Source organism: Streptomyces sp. CB03238, assembly GCF_002099185.1.
Lineage (GTDB): Bacteria > Actinomycetota > Actinomycetes > Streptomycetales > Streptomycetaceae > Streptomyces.
This window is the reverse complement of sequence record NZ_NBCN01000007.1, coordinates 406,554-426,205: the sequence shown is the minus strand read 5'-3', so window position 1 is coordinate 426,205 and position 19,652 is coordinate 406,554. Positions and strand designations below refer to the sequence as shown.

General features: G+C 68.5%; 13 protein-coding genes and 1 pseudogene. 6 read left to right on the top strand and 8 right to left on the bottom strand.

Annotated elements, in window-relative coordinates:
- Nucleotides 1-13 precede the first annotated feature (13 nt).
- The gene (locus BKD26_RS15035) at nt 14-937 is read left to right on the top strand and encodes an FkbM family methyltransferase (protein WP_084898326.1); all 924 of its coding nucleotides are present in this window, start codon (nt 14-16) and stop codon (nt 935-937) included.
- A gap of 51 nt (nt 938-988) precedes the next feature.
- Here the strand turns inward: BKD26_RS15035 and BKD26_RS15030 are convergent, their stop codons facing one another.
- The 7 genes from BKD26_RS15030 to BKD26_RS15000 all read right to left on the bottom strand — a co-directional run bounded on the left by BKD26_RS15030 (nt 989) and on the right by BKD26_RS15000 (nt 12,278).
- Complete coding sequence (locus BKD26_RS15030) at nt 989-1,768, bottom strand: glycosyltransferase (RefSeq protein WP_084898325.1); 780 nt, start codon at nt 1,766-1,768, stop codon at nt 989-991.
- Nucleotides 1,769-1,773: 5 nt separating this feature from the next.
- Nucleotides 1,774-2,562 carry a GntR family transcriptional regulator gene (locus tag BKD26_RS15025; RefSeq protein ID WP_084898324.1) on the bottom strand — a complete coding sequence of 263 codons (789 nt, stop codon included), beginning with the start codon at nt 2,560-2,562 and terminating at the stop codon, nt 1,774-1,776.
- A 222-nt stretch (nt 2,563-2,784) separates the two neighbouring features.
- Nucleotides 2,785-6,759, bottom strand: coding sequence for a hypothetical protein (locus tag BKD26_RS15020; RefSeq protein WP_084898323.1), 3,975 nt, complete (start codon nt 6,757-6,759; stop codon nt 2,785-2,787).
- Nucleotides 6,760-7,553: 794 nt separating this feature from the next.
- Nucleotides 7,554-8,960: a DUF6177 family protein gene (locus BKD26_RS15015; protein WP_179166546.1), complete on the bottom strand. Its 1,407-nt coding sequence runs from the start codon at nt 8,958-8,960 to the stop codon at nt 7,554-7,556.
- Nucleotides 8,961-9,111: 151 nt separating this feature from the next.
- The gene (locus tag BKD26_RS15010; RefSeq protein WP_241518664.1) at nt 9,112-9,588 is read right to left on the bottom strand and encodes a hypothetical protein; all 477 of its coding nucleotides are present in this window, start codon (nt 9,586-9,588) and stop codon (nt 9,112-9,114) included.
- A 6-nt stretch (nt 9,589-9,594) separates the two neighbouring features.
- The gene (locus BKD26_RS15005; protein ID WP_084898321.1) at nt 9,595-11,886 is read right to left on the bottom strand and encodes a hypothetical protein; all 2,292 of its coding nucleotides are present in this window, start codon (nt 11,884-11,886) and stop codon (nt 9,595-9,597) included.
- Nucleotides 11,883-12,278, bottom strand: coding sequence for a DUF6507 family protein (locus BKD26_RS15000; protein ID WP_084898320.1), 396 nt, complete (start codon nt 12,276-12,278; stop codon nt 11,883-11,885). The genes BKD26_RS15005 and BKD26_RS15000 overlap by 4 nt, the downstream gene beginning before the upstream one ends.
- A gap of 551 nt (nt 12,279-12,829) precedes the next feature.
- Between BKD26_RS15000 and BKD26_RS14995 the strand changes: the two genes are divergently transcribed.
- The 5 genes and pseudogenes from BKD26_RS14995 to BKD26_RS41305 all read left to right on the top strand — a co-directional run bounded on the left by BKD26_RS14995 (nt 12,830) and on the right by BKD26_RS41305 (nt 18,812).
- Nucleotides 12,830-13,699 (top strand): hypothetical protein, encoded by an 870-nt coding sequence (locus BKD26_RS14995; protein ID WP_084898319.1) that lies wholly within the window; start codon nt 12,830-12,832, stop codon nt 13,697-13,699.
- A 604-nt stretch (nt 13,700-14,303) separates the two neighbouring features.
- Nucleotides 14,304-15,200: a hypothetical protein gene (locus tag BKD26_RS39770; protein ID WP_143662653.1), complete on the top strand. Its 897-nt coding sequence runs from the start codon at nt 14,304-14,306 to the stop codon at nt 15,198-15,200.
- Nucleotides 15,201-15,388: pseudogene (locus tag BKD26_RS41310) on the top strand (aminotransferase); the annotation flags it as partial. It lies immediately after the preceding gene.
- Between the two features lie 428 nt (nt 15,389-15,816).
- Entirely contained in the window at nt 15,817-16,008 is a 192-nt protein-coding gene (locus BKD26_RS14985; protein ID WP_084898318.1) for a hypothetical protein, read from the top strand.
- 5 nt (nt 16,009-16,013) lie between these two features.
- On the top strand, nt 16,014-18,812 hold the full coding sequence (locus tag BKD26_RS41305; protein WP_241518681.1) for an N-6 DNA methylase: 2,799 nt from the start codon (nt 16,014-16,016) through the stop codon (nt 18,810-18,812).
- A gap of 95 nt (nt 18,813-18,907) precedes the next feature.
- On the opposite strand, the gene BKD26_RS14970 is transcribed toward BKD26_RS41305, so the two are convergent.
- Nucleotides 18,908-19,522, bottom strand: coding sequence for a DUF2397 family protein (locus BKD26_RS14970; RefSeq protein WP_277622388.1), 615 nt, complete (start codon nt 19,520-19,522; stop codon nt 18,908-18,910).
- Nucleotides 19,523-19,652 lie beyond the last annotated feature (130 nt).

Genomic DNA, 19,652 nt, shown 5'->3' with positions numbered 1-19,652 from the left:
GAGAGGCAAGCGGATGATCACCCCCGTCTCAGAGGCCCTGGTGACCCTCGGACGCCGGTACGTACGTGATGCCCCCGTCTCCGCGGGCAAGACCCTGCTCGCCCGCCGGGTCCTCAACCGCCACCTGCGGGAACACCCCCGCCGGCGCGTCACCGAGACGAGGTTCGGCGCCCTGGTCGCCGTCGACACCCAGGACCTCATCCAGCGGTACCTCTACCTGTTCGGGGTCTGGGAGCCGTACATGACCGGCTGGCTCCGGAGGCGACTACGACCCGGGGACACGTACATCGACGTCGGCGCCAACATCGGCTACTTCAGCCTCCTCGCCGCGCAGCTCGTCGGGGACGAGGGCCAGGTCGTCGCCATTGAGGCATCGCCGGAGTTCCACCAGCGCCTCCTGCGGAACGTCGCACTCAACGACTACCGGAACATCCGCGCGGTCAACGGCGCCGTCTCGGACACCGAGGAGACCCTGACGTTCGTGTTGGCCAGCTCCGCCAACATGGGCGCGAACAGCATCGTTCCGTACGAGGGGCCGGCCGAGTCGGCCTTCGAGACCGAGGCGCGACCGCTGCCGGATCTCCTCACGGCGGAGGAGATCGCCGGGGCCCGCGTGATCAAGATCGATGTGGAAGGCGCCGAGGGAAGCGTCGTGCGCGGGATGGCCCCGCTGCTCTCCCGGCTCCGGCCCGACGCGGAGATCACTGTGGAGGTCACCCCGGAGCGGATGGCGCAGCTCGGAGACTCCGCCGACGAGCTCCTGGAGGCGATGGGGGCGTACGGCTTCCATCCGTACCTGCTCGTCAACGACTACACGCCGGAGAGCTACGTGGCGGCGCTTCGCGGGGCCGCCCGCGTTCCGGAACGACTCCACGGGCCCATCACGGGCGAGAGCGATCTGGTCTTCTCCAGGGTCGACGCCGACACGCTCTACTGAGGGGGAGTGGCCGAGGGCGATCGTCGTGCCCGCCGCGCTGTGCGCGATGGTCTACGAGGTTCCGGTCAGCCGTTGGCCCTCGGCCGGGTAGCGCCACTGCAGGTCCGCGAGGGAGCGCGCCCGCGCCTCCACGACAGCCATCCGGGCATCCCGCTCCGCAGCCTCCGTGTGGGAGGGCTGACTCGTCGCCTGTCCGGGCCACTTGCGGTAGAGGAGGCCCACCTCCGGCGAGAACCAGCCGCGGCTGGTCGCGTTGAGGGCCATCAGCAGTCCGGTGTCCTCCGAGGCGGGGAGGGCCATCCAGCCGCCGAGAGCGAGGAGCAGGTCCCGGCGGACGAGGAGCGTGGCCGGGTGGACCTGGGCGCGGAAGTCGTTCGCCTTCCAGTACGCCAGGACCTCGCCGCGCTCGATCGCGCCGGGCTGCGGGTCGCCGGGGAAGCCGGCGGTCGAGCCGTCCGGCAGCAGGTCGAGCACGCGGGAGGTCGCCCAGCCGATCGACGCGTCCGCTTCGAGCGCGGCCAGATCGCGGGCCAGCACCCCGGGGGCCAACTGGTCGTCGGCGTCCAGAACCTTGACGTAGTCGCCGTCCGCGTGGGCCAGCGCCATCATGCGCGCGACGCCGGGGCCGCCCGGCCGGCCCTGACGGAAGGTCACGCGCTCGTCGTCGGGGACGTGCGGGGCGACCTGGTCGGTCTTGCCGTCCTCCTGGATCACCCAGTGCCACTCCCAGCCGTCCGGGAGGTCCTGCTCGCAGACCGACTTGTACGCGTCCGGCAGGAACGGGGCCGACGGGGCGTGGACAGCGGTGACGATGACGATGCGCCGGGTCACGGCACTCACCACCTTTCCAGAGGGGTGGTGAACAGCATTTCCGTGCGGTCGCCGGGCAGCGTCACGTCGGAGATCTCCACGGCCCGGTCGTCGGTGTCGTAGGACGTCTTGCGGAGGACGATGACCGACGTCCCCGGCGGGAGCTCCAGTTCCTCGGACTCTTCGGGCGTCGGCGGGCGGGCGGTGATCCGCTCCTCGATGCGGTCGAGCTCGATACCGAGCGTCAGCAGCTGATTCTGCGTGCCGCCGGGCCAGGGCTCCTTGGTCTCGTCCAGGAGGTCCGGGTTCACGGCGACCATGTCGCGTACGAGGTACGAGCTCACGAGCGCGAAGGGCGCGGTCTCCGCCGCGTACCGCGTCCGGTAGATCCGCTCGACCAGGGCCGTACCCGCAGGAACACCGAAGGCCTCGGCCAGGGACGTGTCCGCCTTGGCCTCGCCGTAGGAGGCGTGGAAGACGAGGTCGTTCACCTGGAGGCCGGTGTCGTGCTCAGTGGCGCCGGTCTGCAGCCGCTCCTGCTCGGGCTCGCGGGCGCGGCGCTTCTCCCACTGGTGGCGCGTGTTGGTGCGGAGTACGCGGGTCCGGGGCCGGCGGACGAAGTTGCCGCGCCCGTGTTGCTTTTCGATCAGCCCTTCGTCCTGCAAAAGGCGGAGCGCCTCCCGCACCGTCGGGACGCTCTTCCTGTGCCGCTCGGCAAGCGCGGACTCGGCCGGAAGCCGGTCGCCCGGGCGTAGGCGGCCGGCGCGGATGGCATCTCGCAGCTCATCGGCGATCTTCTCGTACGCCTTCGCCATGGGTGCTCACCGTTCCGATCGAGGGGCATTGCCAGCATATGACTCCTCAAGAGGTCTTGACGACCGGAGGTGGGCTTCTCCTCAGGACATGAAAGTGCCCGACCGCTGGCGACGGGGGATGCACCAGCGGTCGGGCTGTGGGCAAGACTAACAAGGCTGCCTGTGCGGCGGGAGTCGAATGCTCAGCTGTAACGGTCTGTGACCGGGATCACGCAGGCTCCTTTACTCATCGCACGGAGGCGCGTACGAGAGGCGGGGCAGATACTCGTGCCACTTTTCCGGCGTCAGAACGCCCCGAGTGGTCGAGCAAATGCGGCTGATGGCCTCGTCGACGTCGAGATTCCACAGCCGGACGGTGTCGGTCCCGCTCGACACTCCGAGCATGTGGCTTCGGGGGCTGAACGACAGGAAATTGCCTGTCTTGGCGTTGGGGCTCATCGATTGGCCGATCGGAGCGGTCTTGGACGGGACCGTGACGTTCCAGAGCCGGACCGTGTTGTCGTTGCCACCGCTCGCCAGGGTGCTGCCGTCCGGGCTGAACGTGAGCGACACGACCGCTTCGGTGTGGCCGGTGAGGGGAGAGCGCAGCCGGGTCGCCTTGCGGGAGTCGGTGACGTTCCAGAGCCGGACCGTGTTGTCGTCGCTGCCGCTGGCCAGGGTATGGCCGTCCGGACTGTAGGCGAGCGCGTTGATGGGGCCGAGGTGTCCCCTGAGCGGCGCGCCGAGCTGGGCGGCATGACGCGGGTCGGCCACGTTCCACAGCCGGATGGTGTCGTCCGCGCTGCCGCTGGCGAGAGTGCGGCTGTCCGGGCTGAAGACGAGGGCGTTGACGTAGCCCTTGTGGCCGGTGAGCGGCGCGCCGAGGGGACGGAGGCGGGACGGATCGCTGACGTTCCACAACTGTATGGTGCGGTCGTCATGGGCGGTTGCCAGCGTGCGGCCGTCCGGGCTGAACGCCAGCGCGCCGGGGCCGGCGAACCGCGTCCGCAGCGCGACGGGCGGCCCATGAGGAACAGGCCGAGTCGGGTCGGTGACATCCCACAGTTGCACTGCGCGGCTTCCCGTCAACACCGCCAGTGAGCGGCCGTCGGGGGAGACCGCCAGCGAACGCACGTCACCCTCCCCGGGCATGAACGGTTTGCCCAGCGCGACGGGCCGCTTGGGGGTCTCCACGTTCCACAGCCGAACCCTTCCGTCACGCGCGGCCGTGGCGAGCACCCGCCCGTCCGGGCGGAACGCTCCGATCCGGCCGATCATGTCCGACGTCGGTATCGACCACAGGCGGACCTTGTTGTCGCCGTTCCCGGTGGCGAGGGTTCGGCCGTCCGGGCTGAAGCCCACGGCGTACATCTCGCCGCTGCCCCCTGCCAGGGGCTCGCCGACCTGGGACGGGTATGCCGGATCGCTGACGTTCCACAAGGTCGCCGTGCTGTCCGCGCTGCCGGCGGCGAGCATGGTTCCGTCGGGGCTGAAGGCCACGGACCATACGCGACCGGTGTGGCCGGTGAGCGGCGCGCCGAGCGGTACCGCGTGACGTGGGTCGGCCACGTTCCACAGCCGGATGGTGTCGTCCGCGCTGCCGCTGGCGAGCGTGCGGCCATCGGGGCTGAAGGCCACGGAGTGCACCGTGCCCGCGTGGCCGGTCAGCACCGTGTCGATTCGCGTCGGACGACGCGGATCGGCCATGCCCCACAACCTGATCGTGTCGTCGTCGCCACCGGCTGCCAGCGTCCGCCCGTCGGGGCTGAACGCTATGGAGCGCACGGCGTCGGTGTGGCCGGTCAAGGCGCCGAGCGCCTTGGGGCGGCGCGGGTCGGCCACGTTCCACAGCCCGACGGTGCGGTCTTCACTGGCGGAGGCCAGGGTGCGCCCGTCCGGGCTGAACGCGAGCAGATAGATCGTGCCGTCGTGACCGGTCAAGGGCGCGCCGAGCGGCTTCGGACGGCCGGGATCGCGTACGTCCCACAGCCGGACCGTGCCGTCGTCCGAAGCGCTGGCGAGGGTACGGCCGTCCGGGCTGAACACCGCGCTGCTCACCCAACTCGTATGGCCCGTCAGGGGCTTGCCCAATGCTTCCGGGCGAGACGGATCCGCCACGTCCCACAGTCGAACGGTCCGGTCGTAGCCGGCGGTGGCCAGGACCCGCCCGTCCGGGCTGAACGAGGTGAGGTAGACGGCGCCGGTGTGGCCGAGAAGCGGCGTGGCCAGCGGCGAGTTCACGATCGAGATCAACCGATTGCTCGTGCCTTCGTCGTCCGGCCGCAAGCGGTGCGCCACCAGGTCGAGTTGAGCGGACAACGACGGGTCCGTGTACTGGACGCGATCGGCTTCGGCGACCACCTGCTCGAAGACGGCATCGTCCCGCTGCTGCCACGCGACCACCGCCGAACCGACAGCCAGCATCGCCAGGACGACCAGAGCCGACACCGCACCACGGCTGAGCCAGACCGTGCGCCTGCGCAGCCTGACCGAAGCAGCCAGGAATTCCACCGCGCTCCGGGTCAGCGAGGCGTCACCGGCAGACTTCGCCCACGTGTGGGCCTGCTCCAGACGAGAACCCCGGTAGAGCAGCGACGTGTCGCGGTTCGCGCCCTCCCACGCCCTGCCGTCCTCCTCCAGCCGCTGGCGCAGCAGGTTTCCGTTCCTGTCCTCGTCGATCCAGTCACGCAGGCGTGGCCAGGCGTGGAGCAGCGCTTCATGGGTGATCTCCACGGTCTCGGCGTCGAGTGTCACCAATCGGGCGTGAACCAGTGCTTCGAGCGATTCTTCCGTCTTGTTGGGGTCCGTCGACTCCTCCGCCAGTTGGCGCCGCGTACCCCGCCTACGGGTGGCCTGGGTGTCCTCGCCCAGCCTGACCAGCCTGAGCAGGAGCAGCCTCGCGGCCGTGCGTGCTGCCGGATCGAGGCTCGACCAGGCCCGCTCGGCGGTCGCCGCCACCGCTCCCTGGATTCCGCCCGCCGCGCGGTAACCGGCCAGTGTCAGCCTTCCCGCCTTCCGCCGCTGCCAGGTGGCGAGCAGGGCGTGGGAGAGGAGCGGCAGCGCCCCCGCGCCGTGCCCTCCGCGGGGGCCGTCGGCGCTCACTTCCCGGACGATCAGCTCCGCCAGGCCCGGTTCGAGTTCCATACCCACGGCTTTGGCCGGGCCGGTCACCGCTTCGCGCAGCTCCGTGGTGGTCAGTGGCCCGAGCACCATGTGCCGGTGCTGCAGCGCGTCGGCCAGTTCGGGATACGAGAGGCATTGCTCGTAGAAGTCGGCGCGTATGCCGAGGACTACGAGCACGGGGGCCGGGTCGCCCGAGTCGGCGGGCGTGCACGCGGCGTGGAGGAGCTGGATGAACGTGCGCCGGTCCGCCTCGTCGGAGCAGAGGGTGAACGCCTCCTCGAACTGGTCCACGATGACGACGGGACGTGCGGTGGCGGACGTCCGGCGTCGCGCCCATGCGGTGAAGGCCTCCCTCGCCGCGTGCTCGAATCGCGGAGTGCCGGGCTCCTCCGCGGCAACGACGGGTGCGAGCTCAGGGATCCGGTCGGTCAGCTCCGCGGCAGGACGGCCTCCCGGGACGAGCTGGAGCACCTCCCTCGCGCCGTTCCGCAAGGTGGGCACCAAACCGGCATTCAGCAGGGAGGACTTCCCCGCCCCTGAGGCGCCCACGAGCATGACCAGGCCACCGGTCTTCTCCGTCGCGCGGAGCTGAGCGACGAGGGCGTCCGTGCTCCGCTCCCGGCCGAAGAACCATCGGGCGTCCTGCTGACGGTACGGAGCCAGCCCCCGGTACGGGCACACACCACCGGGGACGGCCGGGGCTTCGGCCGGGGGCCGTTCCTCCGGTTCCGCGGGTGCCGGGGGGCGGTCGCCGACCGGGTCGGCGACCGCGCTCTCCCACAGGCGCTGCCACTGGGCCAGGTCGTACAGGCCGGGGGAAACGGGCTGGGGCCGCGAGCGCCGCGCCTCGGGTATCAGGATGTGCAGCACTACTGCGAGGGCGGCGAACTGGGCAGGCACGTTCTTGGCCCGTCGCCAGTCGCTGATCCGCTGCGCGGACACCCGCACTGGCCGCCCACGTTCGTCGACCCGCTGAAGCCGGACGACGGTCTCGGCCACGCGCTTGAGGGGCGGGTTACCGGCCTCCTTGTACAGCAGCGCAAGACGTTCCGCGAAGGCTGTGCGTGCCCCTGAGTCGGAACTCAAGGTCTCCACTCCTTACTTCCCCCGCACCTGGACATCCGGACCGGAAAACACACCCTATATGGCTGACCTGCGGTTAAGTCGCCGGCTCGATGCCGGAGCCTCCTCGGTGGGAGCCACGGCTGGCAGGATCTCGACGCAGTAGCGCATCTACCCGGGCGTCGCCCAGACAGCCCATGGCAGACCACGGGTCAGGCCCTTACGCGATCCGCGCCGGCACGGCACGGATCGACGCCGCCCGTATGATTCGGCACCGGTCCCCACGAGGGGAGGGACCGGTGCCGAACGACGCGGCGAGCGGAGGGCGCGTGGGTCGGTACGAGGCGTCCGGCGTAGGCGCGATCACCGCGAAGGCCCGCGAACGGTTCAGCCCGGCCACCAAGGGCACCGACCACGCTGGCCGACGCGGACGCGGGGCTCCCGAAAACCACTCAGGGGCCCGACCCGCTCTCGCGGATCAGGCCCCTGATCTGGTGTTTCAGCTGTCGGGGTGGCGAACGCTTCGGCGGTGCTCCGGACGCCTGGCCGTGTCTCTGGAAGCTGGACCTTCCGTTCGTGCCGGTTGATGTCCGACCGTGCCGCGTGATGCTGTTCTGCTCCTGATCAGTGCCACTCGGCGGGACGGTCAGTCCGACTGTGGTGGGTGGTGTGTTCTATCCGCTTACGCACGCTGGCACGCTGTCCCGGCATCCGGCGAAGGGTTACTGCGCTGAGGGATGGTCTGCCATCACTGTGACTGCCTTTCGTCGGAATGGCGGTGCTGGTGACGTAATGCCTACCCCTGCCGGCAAGCCTCCGCCGGAAATTCACTGGCTGGCCTTCAGGCGGTTGTCGAGGTGCTGGATATGGTGCCAGGCGGAGGGGTCGGTGCCGTCGCCGAGGGTGTAGTGCATGGCGGGGCGTCCGGCGGGGCCAAGGCGTGTCGAGCGTGGGTGCTGTACGGATTCGGCGTGGGCGCGGCCGAGGCGGTGTACAGCGTCGGGGCCGAGGGTGAAGGAGAGCGGGACGGGGGGCGGCTCGTGGTGGGGCGGTGTGGTCAGATCGGCGCGGGCGGGGCGCAGGTGGGTGAGCATCGACGTCAGATTGTGCCGGGTGGCGAGGGTCTCGGCCAGCTCGGGAAGAACATCGAGGGGCGCGATGCGGTCCGTGGTGTAGCCGAGAGCGAGGCTGATGTGCTCCTCGATCCCCGCCGGAGTGTGGATCACGCGGCAGGTGGCGATCGCCGGTCTGTCGGGGGCGCCGACGGCGACCAGCCAGGTCGAGACGCACTTCTGGGCACGGGTACGGGCCAGTTCGGTGAGCTGTCTTGGAGCCCAGGGCAGGTTGACGGGTTCGGCGGAGGACCAGCCGGCAGGTGGGGTGCCCGTGAGGGTCTGCCATGCGGCTTCCAGGGCGCCACCGAGGAGGAGGTCGTCGGTCGCGGGGTGGATGGTCCGGATGGAGAGGTGCAGTTGCTGTTCGTCTCGCGCGAGCGCGCCGGTCTGAAAGGCGTCCGCGAGGGGGGTACGGCCGTCGGCCGGTGTCACCTCGACGAAGCGGTCCTCGTGCCAGTGGAGTACGGCGCCGGTGAGGCCGTCGTAGTAGCCACACTCGGGGTGCTGGACGACCCAGCGGCCCGGGACCTTGGCCAGGAGTTTGCGAGTGGGCAGGGTCAGCCGAGTGCCGGGCGGGGTGACGATCTGCAGCTCGCGTCCTGACGGGATGGTGCTCTGCATCACGTCGGTGAGCCAGGTGGTCGCGGCGACAACCGGACGGTCCATGAGGATCACGGCGGCCCGGGGTGTGAGGACATCAACCGCGAGCGGACTGTCGACGGGGCCGTCACCGTCCGCGGAGGGGACGGCGACGATGCTGGTGTGCGCGGCGTCATGCGGCCAGGTGGACCCGCCCAGCAGCGATGTCAGCCGCCCGGCCACCGACCCGGCCAGATGCCCGGCCTCCGCAATCGACGTCGTCGCCCGCACCTCGGTCCACCACACCGGCGCCTCGGCCTCCACACCCGTACCGAGCAACCGGCTCACCTCACCCGGCACTTGCACGAACAGTGGCACGTCGACCGTCACGACAGGCCGTCCGTCCTCCGCGTGCAGATGGACGACAGCGCCCTCGGCGCTGCTGCTCACCCGCAGATCGGGCCCTCCGGCGTACAGCCCGGCGAGCATGCTGCGGGCATCCGGCATCTGTGGGGTGAGGGCGATGACGTCCTGTGTCACAAAATTCCTTCAGGCGGCTCCCGGCCGTCGGCGCCGGAGGAAGTCAGTGGGGCCGACCCGACGGGAAAGACCAACAGTGAACCGATGCATCAATTGCAAGTTTTCCCTGCCCATGCCCACGGCATAGAAGGAAAGGGAACCGGGCAGGAAATCAGTCCTCTTGGATCTCCGGAGTCAAGTGCAACGCCAGCTCCGCACTGGCGAGCATCCGAATGACCTCAATGGGAAGGTTCCGAAATTCAAGCTGCACGACGTCAACAGGGTCGATCCTGTGGATCTCTCCATCGCGGCCCTCTGCCTCGATGATGTAGCGGTAACCGCGAGGTGCAGTCGGGTCATCCACCACATTCCATCGGGCGCCATGCTTCTGGATCAGAAAATCCGCGACATATGCCATCAAGTCGGTTTGCAGTGTCACCCAGTCCGATTGCTCAAGCTGGCTGAGCGGAAGGCGCGACACATAATTTTGGAGTGCTGGGATCAGGCTTATTGGGTCATTGACGTAGACACTCGGAGGGACTCCCAGCATATCGGCGACGTCGATGATCGCTCGACGCCCCTCGTCCATCCACCGCTCGAGGTCCGGTTCGGGGGCACCCGCCCTTGCCATTTTTTTACCTTTCACCATGAGCAGCTATTTGGGAGCTGGCCCGTATTCAACAAATATAACACGGGCTTGCGTTAGATAATTCCGTAGAGCCTGGGAAGGTGGCGCGTCGGTAAATACCCAGCGAGGGTCGTAGCCCGGATCCAAACGCCGCAACGCCAGGTCCTTATTAATCTGCTCTATCAGGCCCTTGGCCAACGGCACCTCGTTTTTGACACTCTGCTTGGTTCCATCTGCCAGTGTGATCGTGCGCCACTCCAGGTAGTGCTTAACCTCGACGGCCAAGGTCCGTCCGTCCGGCAGATCCACAGGCGCGTCGACCTTCCGCCCGCCCGGCAGCTCCACAGGATAGTACGGGTGATCATTCAATGGAACCGGGAATAGACGCTCGGGACCAGCGTCGAACCATTCCCTTGCCGTCCCCTCCGCCGCGTTGAACCTTTCACGGAATCCGCGAACGGCGCGCAGCTCCCGTAGAGACAGCTCCGCCTGGCCCGGTGGTAGTGAGGGGCGCGTGAAGTCGGGCTCGACGTCCCCTGGGTCGCGCTGCCCCGACTCTTGAGAAGTGCCGTTGTCTCGGTCGCCAGTTGGTTCTTCGTGCCCCTCGTACGGCTGACCGTCCCCATCGGGGGCGTTATGACCGTGTTCCGGCTCATGAGGAGCGGAAGACTCAGGCCCTCCCTGCCGGTTGTCACCGCCGGTCCCCTGCTCGCCAGAGCCATCTCCATGCGTGCTCCCGGAGACGGGCGCATGATCCAGTGGAGAAGCCCCCTGAGAACCGCCACGGCCAGCGACGCCCGCACCATTCGCAGCTGAGCCTGTGCCCGGTGACGAGGCCCCGGAACTTGACCCATGAGCTGATGCCGCTCCGCCCCTCGGGATATCGCGGCCATTCGCATTGGCCGAACCTCCCCCACTGCCGGCCACTGGCTCGTGGCCGGCGTGTGCTGGCAGGTTCTCGCCCGCGTGTGCAGTGGCATCCGGCGTGCGGGCGCCCACGCCGACCAGCTCGCGCTGGTGAGGCGCCTCGACCGAGGGTGCGCGGTCTGCGGCTGCGGGTTCGTGGGGTGCCGGGGTGGTGTCGGGTATGCCCTTCTTCCCGGGGGTGAACTGGCCGTCCTGCACGCGAAGCTGGGAGCCGTCGGGGAACTCGAGGACGCTGTGGGCGGCGTCCGAGGCCGCGGCGGCCGCGGGGGCGCCTCGTACGCCGGCGACGAGGTCCGCCACCCGGGGCAGTTTGCGGGTGGCTGCACCGACGATTCTGGCTGCTGCGCCGATCGGGTCCAGGACCTCGCCGACTTTGGCGAAGGTGCCGGCCACCCGTGAGCCGGCACCGGCCTTGCCAGCCGCCGAGCCGGCTTTCGAGACCGCGCCCAAGGGGCCGGCGCCCAGGGTGAGGCCGTTGAAGACGACCGTGCCGAGTGCCTTGCCGGGGTTGGTGGACCAGTCGTCCCAGGCGACGAACGATGTGGCGAACTCCTTGGCGTACGGCTTGCTGTCGCCCATGAACTTCTTCATGAACGGCGAGAGGTTCGCGTCGCCGTGCGGGTCGACCAGGTACGCCTCAGCGCCGACAATCACCCGAAGCAGTCCCTCACGGGCGGCGTCTCCCTCCTCACCTGGACTGAACAGATCGACGAGTCCCTCGACCGAACCGGAAGCGTTGTCCCACAGGCTGACCCCGAACTCCTGCAGGTGGTGGTCGATCCCGAACGGCAGGACCTCGCGATGTTCCGGGCTGCCCCAAGGAAGGGAGTCGGCCTGGGACAGCTGCTCGGCGCTGAAGCCGTAGGGGTTCTCCTGCTTCGGACTGCCGTCGTTGATGTGCCACTGGGTGCCGCCCACCAGGGCGGTGATCTTGTCGGCACAGGTCACCTCGGCCTGCTGGAACGCGGCGACTGCGGCGTTCACCCCGTCCCACAGCGCCTGGTGCTCGGCGACCTTGTCCGCGTCCTTGCGCCAGTTCCCAAGCGGTCCGTCCTGGTCCTTGACCGACTCCACGAACCTGCCGGCCTGCCAGCGCAGCATCTCCAGCTGCTTGACGATCTCGACGACCTCGACCGCGTACGTCTCCAGAGCCCCGGCCACCGTCTCCAGCCGGCCGGCGAAAGAGCCCGAGGTGTCCTGCACGGCCTGTGTCGTGCCGAAGAGCTGCCCGGCCTCGGGAGCCTTGTACGAGGCGCTCAGGTGCTGGAAGCGGGTGTGGAGGTCGCTGCCGTTGTCGCGGATAGCCTTCGCCGCCTGCCGCAGAGCGATGATGTCCCGCTGCAGCTCACCCAGGTCTCCGGTGAAGGTGGGTATCTTCTCCGGGCCGATCACTTCTCGCCCGCCCCCTTGCGAGTGGCTTCCAGGAACGCCGTCACATCAGGCGCCAGCGTCGCCTGCCGCTGGGCGTTCCACGCCTGCTCCAGGCTTCCCGCGAGGTACGCATTGGTCGCCTCGATCGCGCCGTTCGCCGACCTGCTGGCACGCAGCGGCAGAGCCACCACGTCCCGCTCCGTCCCCTCGACGAACTCCCCCAGAGCTACCGCCACCAGACCGGCCGCCTGGGTGCCGCTCTCTCCGCCGACGGCCAGCGTGCCAGCCGACGCCATCGCCCCCTGAACGCATGCTCCGTACAGCTTGATCCCGGCGTTCATGCCGTCAGCGGCCTCCCTCACCTGAGAGATCACCGACTGCACGCCCATCGGATCTATGTCCCACCCCGTCACACCAACCCCCGTGGCTCACCTGGCAGATACGTTCCTGCGGTCCGTCTGAGTATCACTCGCGACATAGACAGTAAGATCTTCGTCCGTGGCCCGCAGGTCCACCAACGCACTTCCGGCCAACGCGACGGCCCGGCAAGCCCCCGTGACCTCTGAACTCACCTGGAGCAGGCTTCGGCGCTCAGGCACAGGGCTGTCCGCTGACGGTCGCGTCGCGGCCCGACGAGCTGCCGTTGATCTCAGACAGCCCGGGACCTACTGTCACTGCTTGTGCTCTCAAGGGCCGGAGCCTGATCACCATGCCGAAGCAGGGTGGGAGCGGTGGACGCCACGGTCGTACCGTCTGTACCTGCGGCGGCACAACCCTCACCGGGCGATTCCTCCGGCGCCTGAGAGGGACTTCAGAGGAGCTGACGTGACGTTCGCACGGAACCGGCGCCGCTCAGCATGACGGGCGCGATGCGCACGAAATGGCATTTCATGACTTTACGCCTGCCTTGTCTTGGAGCTGGCCAAGACTGGGTGACCCGGGTCAAACGACGGAAGGAAGCCTCATGCACAAGCGAGCACTGCAACTCGTACCCGAGGGCACCCACACTGCGGACAAGACGCGCCGCAGGATCCGAGCGCATGACGCCTGGGCGTTGGAGCTGCCCGTCCTGCTGGACACGATGAACGCCCGGGCAGTGGAGATGGACCTGGGGCAGCACGGCATTCAGGCCGCACTGACCGTCCTTTCGGGGCGGCTCTGCGTGCTGGTGCGTCCCGGTCTGAGCGAGCGGCAACTGTCGGTCGGCATTCGGTCGCTTCTCGCTCGTTACATTCACCGTCCCGCCCCTCTCCTGCTTCTTTGGCCGGAGCCCGACGGGCAAGGCGTAGTGGTGAAGGAACCGGATGACGTGTCGGACATGGCACTGGAAGACCCGCCGGACGTGACGGCCGAGGTTCTGCATCTCTACGGGGACGGAAACTGGGCGCCGAAGGACGGCTGGCGAAGCGACGACGAAGTCCTCAAGGAACTGCTGAAGCTCGCTGACATCTACCTGAAGGGCGTCGTCGAGGACATCCCTGAGGAGATGTACCCGTTGCCTGACGGGCTGGGGGCTGTCGCAGCCGCCGGCTACGACAGTGAGGGGCTGGCTCACCCGCTGGTGTTCATTCGCGGAGATCTGCCCGTCGGCCTCCGTGTCGATCTCCTCGGCTTCTGTCTCGCGCTGGCCGTCGGCGCAGAGTACGCGGACCGGGAACCGGACGAGAACGGCCTTTTTTACGTCGGCACGGAGGCGGGACCGGTGTGCGGCCCGGGTGCCGCGCTCCTCGGCGCTCTGATGGTTCAGCGCTTGGGACGGCGTCCGGGGGACTGCGCCTTCAGGCTCCTCGACCCACCGGAGGAGATCGCCCCATGGCTGGAGCCCGCTGCTTGACCGCGGGGAGGCCCTGATGGGCATCGGTCTCAGTAAGCGTCTCGTCGAGGCGCTGCTCGGCAGTCTCATCGGCGGCCCTCTGGGAGCCGGATCCTGAGATCGGCTCGCAAACGGCTCCCAAGAGCACTCCGCAAACCACTCAGGGGCCCGACCCGCTCTCGCGGATCAAGCCCCTGATCTGGTGTTTCAGCTGTCGGGGTGGCGGGATTTGAACCCACGACCTCTTCGTCCCGAATGAGGTCCGGCAGGGGGCGCGGCCTGGCCATTTCGGCAACAGTGCAGGTCAGAGGCTTGGTATGCGTGGGCCTGCGTTGGTCTGAGGGGGCGGCTGGGAGAAGATCGTCTCCCAGGATTCTCCCAGAGTGGCTGCTCGTGCGCTGGTCGATTTCTGCGAACGAGGCGTTGCAGACGCACCGTCGCCGGGTCAAGCGCGCACGTTCGCCGAGGTGGCTCGGCACATGCCCAGGCGGGTGGGTGTCCCAGGCCGGGCGGGGTGTGCCGCCGCCCCCCTTCGTTCGGGCGAAGCTTTCGCCATTCACCGCGGGTCCGGTCTCAGAGCTCCTAGCGTCGGCCACGTTGCGTTGCCCGGCGAAAGGAGCTGAGTATGAGTGCCCTTGTTGAGGATGCGCCCCCACCGGCCGTGTCACGCAGGCTTCCCGGCCGGGCGAGGCGACGAGCGGATGTTCTCCGCGAGTACGAGGAGTTCAACGCTGAGCGCCGCAAGCGGATCCCTGCGCCGCTCTGGCCCTTCTTCGCTCCCGACCCCGCCCGGTACTACCGGTGGCGCGTGCAGCTGGATTGCACATGCATCACCGAGCTCATGACACCCGACGACCAGACCCCGCCAAGTGAAAGGCGATGGCGCGCGCCCGGCGACGGCGAAGCCTTGCCGACAGGACAGCTGTACTGTCACCACGACGACAGTGGACACGACCCGTACCGGACGATCGTCGAATGGCGAGACCGCCGAGAGATCGACTTCCCACCGGATCCTGTCGAGCCCCCCGAATGGATCGACGACGCCGACACCTGGTCCAAGATTCGCCACGACGAACCGCACACTTCGGCGTTCTGGCATGTCCTGCTCGATTGCGGACATGTTGAAGGTGCCGTAGCAACAGACCTCGACTGGCTGCCCGATGACGGGCCCCGCCTGGTGGACACCACTAGGTTGAAGCGAATGACTGAGGATTGGGAGCGGCTGTGTGCGTCAGATCCGACGTGTCAACCTGAGCACCAACGGGAGCACATGCGCCGCATGCTGGCAGCCGGCTGGCCAATGCCGCGCCCAGAGCAGCCGTGCTACACCTGCCCGAACGCTCGCCAGACCATCGCCTACCAGCGTGTTGGCTGGCTCGTCCCTCGCGATTCGAAGCCTGGGCCGGAACGCCGGGCGCGACCGTCCCGTGTGGCCCTGGAACGCCAGCTGAGCGAGGCAGAGGCTCAGGCTGAGCGGCTACGAGTCCAGCTGGCGCAGCATGATGAACGAGAGGGCGTCTGACTGTCGGCGCTGGCGGCAGCGACGGGCGCGATCAACTTGGCTCAGGGCTTCCCTCCGGCCTGTCTGTACGTGAGGCTGCTGTACGAGCACTGCGCGACGGCCACGGCAACCATTACCCGTCGGGCCCAGGCACGGAATCGCGTGCCGCCATCAGCGACCACCAGTGCCAGTCCTACGACCGGAGCTTCGCCTCCGACGGAGGCAATCGCCGCGACGATGCTCGCGTCGCTGGAGCTCGACGGCGAGGCGATCGCCTCCGATTCCCGCATCGCATGGCCGGCGCGCAGCGCGTACCACCCACTTGCGCGCCTCTCGCTCCAACCGAACCTAGCCGAGTTGCGTGCCGTCGGGTTGGGGGGCAATCCGCTTTCGCCTACTCGTTTCGGGTGGGTGGATCGGGCTCTCGATCACGGAGCCTGGCCGGGTCTCTCTCGTAGATCCCAAAGAGAGTGCACCCTCTATCGGACCGTCAGAACCCCGCTCGGCCCTGAGGAAATCCCAAACTCCGTGCACTCAGTTCCTCATGTGTCGCGTCTTCTACTGTCCTACCTGACACCGGGGATCGGGTAGCTCGCTCGCACTCTTCGAGATCCCCCTGGCATCGGGAAGGAAGCACGTGCAGCAGAAGTCGATGTATGTGATCATCGCGGTCCTCGCGGCGTTGGTGGCAGCTCTCGCCGGCAGTCTCGTGGCTGTGGTGGAGGGCGGAAGGCCCACGATGGCGCTCAAGACCGGAGTGACGACCTTCGCCGGCGCCCTGACGCTCGTTCTCGGGGTCATGGTCTGCCTGGGCGTGGTGGGCTCGTGAGTGCCATGGGAGCCTCCCGTGGGGGTGCGGGTGCGGAGGACTCTGCCGCGCTCAAGGTCTTTGCAGAGGTGCGCCACCACCGGGCACGCCTGTCCCGTTTGATGAACGCCCATGACTCGGCCCGCCTCGTCCTCGGGCTGCTCTACCTGAGCCGGACCGCGCACGCTGCCCCGAGGTCCGGTGTTGCCACGTGGTCGTGGCTGCAGGGCAAGGCCGCGGAGCGTAGCCCGCGGATCGGGGCTGCCGTGAGCGGGTGCCTCGCCCATTGGCTCGCGGCGCCTGGCATTGGTCTCGACGACACAGGTACGAGGGACTCGATGCCCGTTCCGCCTCCCGGCGCCGACGACCCGCTCCGTGGTCTCATCCTGGCGATCAGCTCCGCCCAGCAGGTCGGAGCGCTGCTCGACCTGTGCTTGAGCGACCTCTCGGCGGAGCAGGCCCGCGGAAGCCACTACTTCACGCCGAGCGACATGGCCCGCCTCATGGTGGGCGCTGCCGCCCCGCAGGACGGGCACAGCGTGCTGGACCCCGTATGCGGTTCAGGCGGGCTGCTGGCCGAGAGTCACCGCTACGTCCGCGAATGCGTCGGGTTGACTCCGGCCATGACCTTGCGAGGAAGGGATCAGCACGCCCCTACCTCACAGGTCGCTCGCATGAACCTGTCCGTGCGGGGCATCAAGGCGCACATCTTCCCACCCGGGGACAGCCTCGCGGAGCCGGAGCCCGATCCCTACGACATCATCCTGGCCAACCTTCCCTTCAACCAGCACGACTGGGTGCTGGAGAACCAGATGGGCGTGGGCAGCCGCCACGGTCGCTCCATCCCCTCCGATCCCCGATGGCCGGAGCAACCTCCGCCCAAGGGATCCGGCAACGTCGCCTGGATCCTGCACATCGCGCACGCTCTGGCTCCGAGAGGCCGCGCGTCCTTCCTGATGGCCGACAGCGTGGCCAAGAGCTCCCAGCCCTCCACACAAAGGCTGCGCGAACGGCTGCTACGAGCCGACCTCGTCGAGTGCGTGATCGCACTGCCGCCCCGCGTGTTCGGCCATACCGATGCCACCGCCTGCCTGTGGGTGCTGAACAAGGACAAGCAGGCACAACCCGGCTGGGGCACCATCGACCGCCGCGGACAAGTGCTGTTCATCAACGCGCGGCGGTCCTTCGAGCGCGTTGCGAAGTCGAGTGCGCGGCGGCTGGGCGACGTCCACACGGCGCGAATGCCTGGGCACCCTGGCGGCTTGGCGCGGTGCCGTGGTGGACGGGGACGCGGCCATGCCCTACCTCGACGAGCCCGGCTGGTCTCGCGGCTGCTCGATCAAGGAGATCACCCGGCGCCGGCACGAGCTCATGCCCACCTCGTACGCCGTAGAGTCCCCCGGTCTCGAACGCGACACGCTGAGCCGGATCAACCAGTTGAAGCACGAGTTGGTCGAGAAGCTCAGCCGTGGGCACGAACTCGAGTCGCGGCTGCTGGACGTACTGGAGGAGATCTGATGACTTCGGCGGCCCACCGCGACAGCACCAGCACCGAAGCATGGCAGGCGACCGCCATCGCCGATTTCCACCCGAAGGACATGTACACCACGTCCGGCCTCCTCGACGACGACGCGCCCGAACAGGCGGGCATCGTGAGCTCGACGCATGTCAGAGACGGGAGGATTCAGTCGCCCCGCACCGGCGGGCGCAACCCTGGGGACAGCCCCCCCAGCCGGGCGACCCTCAAGGAGGGCGACCTGGCTGTCGTACTTGTGAGGCGGACGGGCGACACCGCGGTCGTCACCGCCGAGTACGCGGGATGGACCGCGACCAGGTCGATCGGCATCATCCGCGCGGCCCCGCACGTCGTGAGATGGCTTCGCATCTGGCTGCAGACGCCCACAGCGAAGGCCCGGATCGACGAGGACGTGACGGCACACGTCGAGCCCACCGTGAGCCTGGACACTCTCCGCCGCATGCAGTTCCCGCTCCCCCCGCCGGACGTGGTCGCCACGTACCACCGGGCCTTCAGCCTCCTGGAGGAGTTGATCACCCTTCACGGGGAGGCCGCACGCGACGCGGTGGAACTGGCCGACGCGATCAACGACGACTGGTGCTCCACAACTGCGGCATGGGAGAAACGGCCGCTTCGCGAAGTCGCCAAAGCGAAGACGGGTACGGGTTCCGCGCGTGCGCTCGCCCCTCACTCAAATAGCCTCGGCGTCGACGCGATCACCCCGACTGATCTCTTCGGCCTCACGGTGCCTCACGTGGAGCGGTTCCGCCTGAGCAGCCCGGCGGACGCCACGGAAGTGTGGCCACCTGGCACCTTCATGTTGAGCACCCGCCCCGATGGAGCACACATCGCCGTGACACAGCACCCGGCGACACCCACCAGATGCGTACTGGCGGTGCGGCCCGTGGACGACACGGACGGCTGGTGGCTGCTCCACGAGCTGAGAAACCGGAGCAGTGACATCACGCAGGCGGCTCAGGGACGCAACGCCCGGGAGATTTCCGCACGTGCCTTCTCTCGCCTGAGCGTCACGTGGCCCGATTCCTCCACCCGCGCCCGCTTCCACGCCTTGGCCGACCCGCTGCACACCGTCGCCAGGCAGCTGGTCTCCAAGGTCGCGACCCTGCATGACCTGAAGGACGCGCTCCTGCGCGACATCGCGGCGAAGGCCGACGTTGTCCTGGAACAGGAGGCGGAGCCCGGCGAGGAGCACGTACACCCCACTCGCCCCCCTGCGATCCCACAACCGCGTGAGGTGACGACCAGGCCACGCGTCAGGATGGTTGCCGGAGAATCTGTGGGGACCTGAGTGAGGACGATGGCGATGTGAACGCCAGGCCGCTGTTGAACCGAAGGCTGGACGGACTCGAGACAACCATCGTCGCCCCGACACAGAGGTCTTGGTCACCGCGGGCGCCACGAGGGGATCGCAGTCACCATGCTGGCGAGCCGTTCCACCAGCAGCAGCGCGGCCTGCGCCACCGTCCCGGTGCCGGACAGGTACAGATCCGTCAGCTCGTCCGCGGGGTCCACCAGCGCCACTCCCTCGGCGCGGATCTCCATCCGCGTGCTGACCCGTTCCAGCCCGTCCTGGGGCTCAATGCCGCCGGGCGCGGTCACGAGCTCGGCCAGTTCCCTGAGTCCCCGCTCGACCAGTGCGAGCAGTTCGTTGCTCACCTCGCGGGCGGCATCGGCCTCAGCCAGGGCGCCATCGGCGTCCCGCTGGATGCGCTTGCCCAGCTTCGACAGCTGGTAGCGAGCGCGGGACCGCTGGTACTCGCTGATGCTGGACGCTTTCACGGTGTGGCTGCTGCGCAGCAGATTGCCCCACCGCGCCAGCTGTTGCAGCCGGACAGTAAGGGAGTCGGCGTCGAGCCCGACGGCAGGGCCGTCGGCCTGGCGCAGCTTCGCAAGGACGTCCGGGACGGCCAGGTCCGCCAGCAGTGTCCCGCAGAAGACCTGCATGATCGCGATGTGCTCCAGCCGCTCGGGCGCGCTGAGATAGCTGTACGCGTCCAGTCGCCGGCGTGCTTCGCTGTGAGCGTCCTGGGCTGCAGGATCCCGCGCTAGGCGTTCTGCCCTGCGGCGTCCTGCGCTGCGCCGGATGAGGGAGGCTCCATGTCTGCGAGGTTACGCCGCGCGTTCGCCC

What these genes read in the sequence shown, in the direction of transcription:
- BKD26_RS15035 (WP_084898326.1), top strand. Translation starts at nt 14, where the DNA reads ATGATCACCCCCGTCTCAGAGGCCCTGGTGACCCTCGGACGCCGGTAC.
- BKD26_RS15025 (WP_084898324.1), bottom strand. Translation starts at nt 2,562, where the DNA reads ATGGCGAAGGCGTACGAGAAGATCGCCGATGAGCTGCGAGATGCCATC.
- BKD26_RS15010 (WP_241518664.1), bottom strand. Translation starts at nt 9,588, where the DNA reads ATGGTGAAAGGTAAAAAAATGGCAAGGGCGGGTGCCCCCGAACCGGAC.
- BKD26_RS14995 (WP_084898319.1), top strand. Translation starts at nt 12,830, where the DNA reads ATGCACAAGCGAGCACTGCAACTCGTACCCGAGGGCACCCACACTGCG.
- BKD26_RS39770 (WP_143662653.1), top strand. Translation starts at nt 14,304, where the DNA reads ATGAGTGCCCTTGTTGAGGATGCGCCCCCACCGGCCGTGTCACGCAGG.
- BKD26_RS41305 (WP_241518681.1), top strand. Translation starts at nt 16,014, where the DNA reads ATGGGAGCCTCCCGTGGGGGTGCGGGTGCGGAGGACTCTGCCGCGCTC.